Annotated in this window: 7 protein-coding genes; all 7 read left to right on the forward strand. The window is 34.0% G+C overall.

Annotation, left to right across the window (positions count from 1 at the left end; all coding sequences use genetic code 11):
• Positions 1 to 604 (forward strand): NAD-binding protein (locus JJE11_RS14175; RefSeq protein ID WP_291636748.1); only part of this gene is annotated, 604 nt, incomplete at its 5' end.
• Positions 605 to 749: 145 nt separating this feature from the next.
• Positions 750 to 1508, forward strand: coding sequence for an SDR family oxidoreductase (locus JJE11_RS14180; protein WP_291636750.1), 759 nt, complete (start codon positions 750 to 752; stop codon positions 1506 to 1508).
• 12 nt (positions 1509 to 1520) lie between these two features.
• Positions 1521 to 1652: a hypothetical protein gene (locus JJE11_RS14185; protein ID WP_291636752.1), complete on the forward strand. Its 132-nt coding sequence runs from the start codon at positions 1521 to 1523 to the stop codon at positions 1650 to 1652.
• A gap of 218 nt (positions 1653 to 1870) precedes the next feature.
• Positions 1871 to 2380: a TRAP transporter small permease gene (locus JJE11_RS14190; protein WP_291636755.1), complete on the forward strand. Its 510-nt coding sequence runs from the start codon at positions 1871 to 1873 to the stop codon at positions 2378 to 2380.
• Positions 2381 to 2393: 13 nt separating this feature from the next.
• Entirely contained in the window at positions 2394 to 3674 is a 1281-nt protein-coding gene (locus JJE11_RS14195) for a TRAP transporter large permease (protein WP_291636757.1), read from the forward strand.
• A 63-nt stretch (positions 3675 to 3737) separates the two neighbouring features.
• Positions 3738 to 4793 (forward strand): TRAP transporter substrate-binding protein, encoded by a 1056-nt coding sequence (locus JJE11_RS14200; protein ID WP_291636759.1) that lies wholly within the window; start codon positions 3738 to 3740, stop codon positions 4791 to 4793.
• Positions 4794 to 4999: 206 nt separating this feature from the next.
• Positions 5000 to 5268, forward strand: a 269-nt coding sequence (locus JJE11_RS14205) for an FGGY family carbohydrate kinase (protein ID WP_291636761.1), incomplete at its 3' end; no start/stop codon positions are given.

The raw sequence follows: 5268 nt of genomic DNA on the forward strand, positions 1-5268 counted from the left end.
ACCACTTGTATCTAAAGAAGTGGCAGCGCAAGCAGCAAAACAGGGAGTGGAAATGCTAGATGCACCAGTTAGTGGTGGAGAACCAAAGGCAATAGATGGAACACTCTCAATTATGGTTGGTGGAAAGAAAGAAGTATTTGATAAGTGTAGCGATTTACTTTCAATAATGGGGGGGTCTGTTGTACTATGCGGTGAAATAGGTGCAGGAAATATGACAAAGCTTGCTAACCAGATAATGGTTGCACTTAATATTGCAGCAATGTCTGAAGCATTAACCCTTGGTACAAAGGCAGGAGTTGATCCAGAAATAATATATAAGGCAGTCAGAGGTGGACTTGCAGGAAGTACAGTGCTTGATGCAAAAGCACCTATGATCTTAGAGGGCAATTTTAAGCCTGGATTTAAAATAGACCTTCATATAAAGGATTTGGCAAATGCAATAGAGACAGGGCATGGTGTTGGAGTACCACTTCCATTAACTAGTCAAATAATGGAGATACTACAAGCTCTAAAAGTTGATGGACATGGTCAAAGTGACCACAGTGCTATAGTTAAGTTTTATGAGAAATTATCAAAGGTTGAAGTTAGAAAGAATAATAAGTAAGAATAATATAAAAATCCATTCTCTAGCACTCAATATCACTTTCAATTATTGAGTGCTAGAGTTTTAAAACTCATTGTTTGAGAGGTATGGTTATTTTTTATGAGATTTAGTTTATTATTTAATAAATTTGAAAAGGAGCAATATAGTGAAAAATTTATTTAGTTTGGAAGGCAAAAAAGTAATACTAACTGGCGGTGCTGCTGGGTTAGGACGTAGCATAATAGAAGGAATGCACGATGCTGGTGCCGAAGTTGTAATAATTGACATAGTAGATAATGTTAATGAGGTAGCAAAAGAAATACAGGGAAATGGTACAAAGGCATATGGAATAAAGGCAGACCTCGGAAATAAAGAAAGTTTAGAAAAAGGATTTAATGAGGCAATTGAAAAATTAGGTGGATATGTTGATATACTGGTAAATAATGCTGGAGTTCAAAAAAGATGTCCTGTAATTGATTTTTCTCAAGAGGATTGGGATTTCGTAATTAAGTTGAACCTTACTCAAGTATTTCAAATGAGCCAGTTGGCAGGCAAGATAATGATTAAAAGAGGTTATGGGAAAATAATTAACATAGCATCTATGAATACATTTATTACTGTTAAAAATATTTCTGCTTATGCTGCAAGCAAGGGAGCCATTGGTCAGTTTACTAAGAGTCTTGCAAATGAGTGGGGTGGTTTCGGAATAAATGTAAATGCATTAGCACCAGGTTTTATAACAACTAAAATGACTGAGAAATTAAAGGACACTCCTGATAGATTAAAACTATTAGAAAGAATACCTGCTGGTAGGTGGGGACTTCCAGATGACTTGGTAGGAACTGCAATATATCTTGCTTCTAGTGCTTCAGATTATGTTAACGGAGCAATAATACCCATAGATGGAGGATTCTTAGCTAACTAAACTGTTGAGCAAATGATACCTATATTTAAGAAGATACAATCAAAAGGTAAGAAGCTTATTATCTGGGGTGAAATGAGTAAAGAAGATATAGATTTTATTAAAACTAATTTGAAAGCGAAAGAATTATTAGAGTATATGAAATAGAAATATTATAGTGCTTGTATTTATTATCCAATGTGCTATAATAAATTTAAAGAAAATACTTTTCATAAAACAGCTACGATGAACATAATATATAATAAAAAGAAAATTTATTTCAATGTGGCATGTTTGTGAAAACGTTAACACTTATTGACTTGAAAGGAAGTCATGTCAAGTAACAATGCTTAATTATAAATGGAAAGAAAGGGAGTGGGGGAAATATGCAATCGAAAACTAATGCACCTGAACAGATAAATATAATTGATAAAGTATATGCTATGTTACAGAAAATAATAAAATATACAGTTGCAATATTTTTAACAAGCATGGTTATCTTAGTATTTGCGAATGTTATTAGTAGGTACTTTTTAAATTTTGCAATTGCTTGGACAGAAGAAGTAACAAGGTTCATGTTTATATGGGTTGTATTTTTAAGTGCAGTTTTAGCATATGTAAATGATGAGCATCTAAAACTCGATATATTGGAAAAAAAGCTTCCAAAAAAAATTGGACAAGTAGTGGCAGTTATATGTGACCTTATAGTAATGTATGCAATATATTTAATAACTGCTGGAGGAAAAAACCTTGCACTGCAAAGTTGGAATTGGTTATCTCCTGCTATATCTTTCTCATACGGTATTGTGTATTTGGTTGTACCAATTTGTGGAGGATTAATGTTATTACAAACTCTACTGAAATTATACTACCATGTCAAAAAAATAGTATCTTAAAGGAGGAGATGTCATGTTACTATCGTTTCTATTAGCATTATTTGGATTCATATTTCTAGGAGTTCCAATAGCATTCAGTCTTATAATGACTACAGTAGTACTTATGTTGCTTTCATCAGGTAGCGTAGCACCTGCGATAATATCTCAGAGTATAGTAAGAGGTATAGATAGTTTTCCACTTATGGCAATTCCTTTCTTTATGTTAGCTGGAGAAATAATGAATGTTGGTGGAATATCAAAGAGAATAGTTTATTTCTCAAACGCATTAGTTGGGCATGTAACTGGAGGACTTGGGTATGTAGCAGTTGTAGCCAGCATGCTCTTTGCAGGGGTGTCTGGATCAGCAGTAGCAGATACTTCTGCTATTGGTTCTATACTTCTTCCTATAATGGATAAGGAAGGATATGACAAGATTAAATCTACAGCTCTAGTAGTGTCAGCAGGCTGCATAGGTCCTATCATTCCTCCAAGTATACCTATGATTTTGTTTGGTGTAATAGGTGGAGTATCTATTGTAAAGTTGTTCTTGGGCGGCATAGTACCCGGAGTATTAATAGGTATTGGACTTATGGTCATATGGTATTTCCATGCTAAAAAATATAAATATAAATCAAATAAAAAAGAATCATTAAAAAGCGTTATAAAATCTGCAAAAGAAGCATTCTGGGCTTTGATTCTTCCGATAATCATATTAGGGGGCATTATATTTGGAATCTATACTCCTACGGAAGCAGCAGTTATTGCTGTAGTATATTCTTTTGTTATCAGCACCTTCGTGTACAAGGAGTTTAAACCACACCATTGGTTAGATGTGTTGGTTTCAGCAGGAAAAACTACTGCTGTTGTAATGCTCGTATGTGGTACAGCAACAGCGGCAGGATATTTAATTACCACAGCGCAGATACCTAAACTTTTAGCAAATACTATTCTAGCACTTGCAAATAACAATGTAACTATAGTAATGCTCTTAATAAATGTATTGCTTCTTGCAGTTGGTTGTGTAATGGATCTAACCCCAGCACTACTTATATTAGGTCCGATTCTTCTTCCAATAGCATTAAGCTATGGGTTAGATCCTGTATACTTTGGTGTAGTTATGGTTGTAAATCTCTGTATAGGGCTTATAACACCACCTGTTGGTACAGTTCTTTACGTTGGGTGTGGATTATCCAAGCTATCTATGGCAGAACTTACAAAACCCATACTCGGGTTTGTTGGGGTAATGATGGCAGTATTATTGTTAATAACTTACGTTCCTGGTTTAATTACTTTTATACCGAATTTAGTAAAATAATATGTTTATTTATAAGAGGAAACTCTTTTCAAATAATAATATAAAATTTAAGGGGGAAAGATTATGAGTAAGAAATTAATTTCAATGGTAGTAGCACTTGTGGTGGTTCCGGTACTGTTTACTGGTTGTTTATCATCAAATAAGACAGTGGAACCAACTAAAACAGAAGCACCAGTAAAATCAGAGGTAAAAGATGCGAAAATTATTAAGATAAGTATGGGTGTTAATGAACAGCATCCATCATATTTAGCCAGCGTAAAATTTGGTAAAATAATAGCTGAAAAGACTGATGGTAGGTATGATGTACAAGTTTTCGCTAATGCACAGTTAGGTGATGACATAAAGGCAACTGAGGCTGTAAAAATGGGTAATCTTGAGATGACAGCTCCTTCTGCTTCACCACTTGTTGGGCTTGATCCTGATTTAAATGTACTTGACCTTCCATTCCTATTTCCTAATACTAAAGCTGCAGATGCAGTATTGGACGGCCCTGTAGGTAAAAAAATTGCTCAGAAATTAGAAGATAACGGTTTGCATTTATTGGCTTACTATGAAAACGGATTCAGAAACATAACTAACAGTGTGCGTGAAATAAAGACACCTGAGGACTTAAAGGGATTAAAAATAAGGACAATGGAGAATAAGATTCATCTTGCAGCATTTAAAGCTATGGGAGCAAACCCAACTCCAATGCCATTTAGTGAATTATTTACAGCAATGCAACAAAAAACTATAGATGGGCAGGAAAACCCTATTCCTACAATATACTTGTCAAAATTCAATGAAGTACAGAAGTTTTGTACTTTAACTGGACATGTATATGGACCACATATACTATTAATAAACAAAGCGTTATTTGAATCAATGACACCAGAAGATCAGAAAATATTCGAGGAAGCAGCAACTGAGTCAAAATTATACCAGAGAGAGACAAACAGAGCAATGGCTGAAGAATATGTTGGAAAACTACGCGACGAAGGAATGACAGTTACTGAACTAACTCCTGAACAAAAGCAAGCATTCAAGGATGCATGCGCTCCAGTTTATAAGGAATTTGAAGCTTCAATTGGCAAGGATCTTATAGATGAAGTTCAAGCAGTTATTGAAAAGAATAAATAATTCAGTCTTAATGTTAAAAGCGGTATCTTTATAAGAAGATACCGCTTTTAAACTATAACATAATCTTTTTCATTATATAGTTGATTTGTGTATTTCAAATTAATAAACAATCTGCTATAATTAAATATAAGAAAATATTTTTCGTAAATTAGCAATTACATAGAAACTTAGCGAGAAAAAGAAAATTTATTCCTAGGGGGGATATTATGGAATATTTTATTGGAGTAGATATTGGAACAACCAGCACTAAAGCGATTGCATTTGATTTACTAGGTAATGTAATCTCAAAATCTAATATAGGCTATCCTATTTTAAATCCTAAACCATCATGGAGTGAGCAAAATTCTGAGGAGATGTTCCAGGCAGTTATTAATACTATTAAATCTGTAGTAAATGAAAATGCTGACAAGAAAAATAAACTCCTTGGAGTGAGTTTCAGCGCTGCTATGCACGGTATAATGGCTGTAAATGAAAA

The sequence above is a fragment of the Clostridium sp. genome, assembly GCF_016650095.1.
GTDB lineage: Bacteria > Bacillota > Clostridia > Clostridiales > Clostridiaceae > Clostridium_AD.

Excerpts from the sequence above, each read along its gene's own strand:
- JJE11_RS14185 (WP_291636752.1), top strand. The coding sequence starts at position 1,521 with ATGATACCTATATTTAAGAAGATACAATCAAAAGGTAAGAAGCTTATT.
- JJE11_RS14190 (WP_291636755.1), top strand. The coding sequence starts at position 1,871 with ATGCAATCGAAAACTAATGCACCTGAACAGATAAATATAATTGATAAA.
- JJE11_RS14195 (WP_291636757.1), top strand. The coding sequence starts at position 2,394 with ATGTTACTATCGTTTCTATTAGCATTATTTGGATTCATATTTCTAGGA.
- JJE11_RS14200 (WP_291636759.1), top strand. The coding sequence starts at position 3,738 with ATGAGTAAGAAATTAATTTCAATGGTAGTAGCACTTGTGGTGGTTCCG.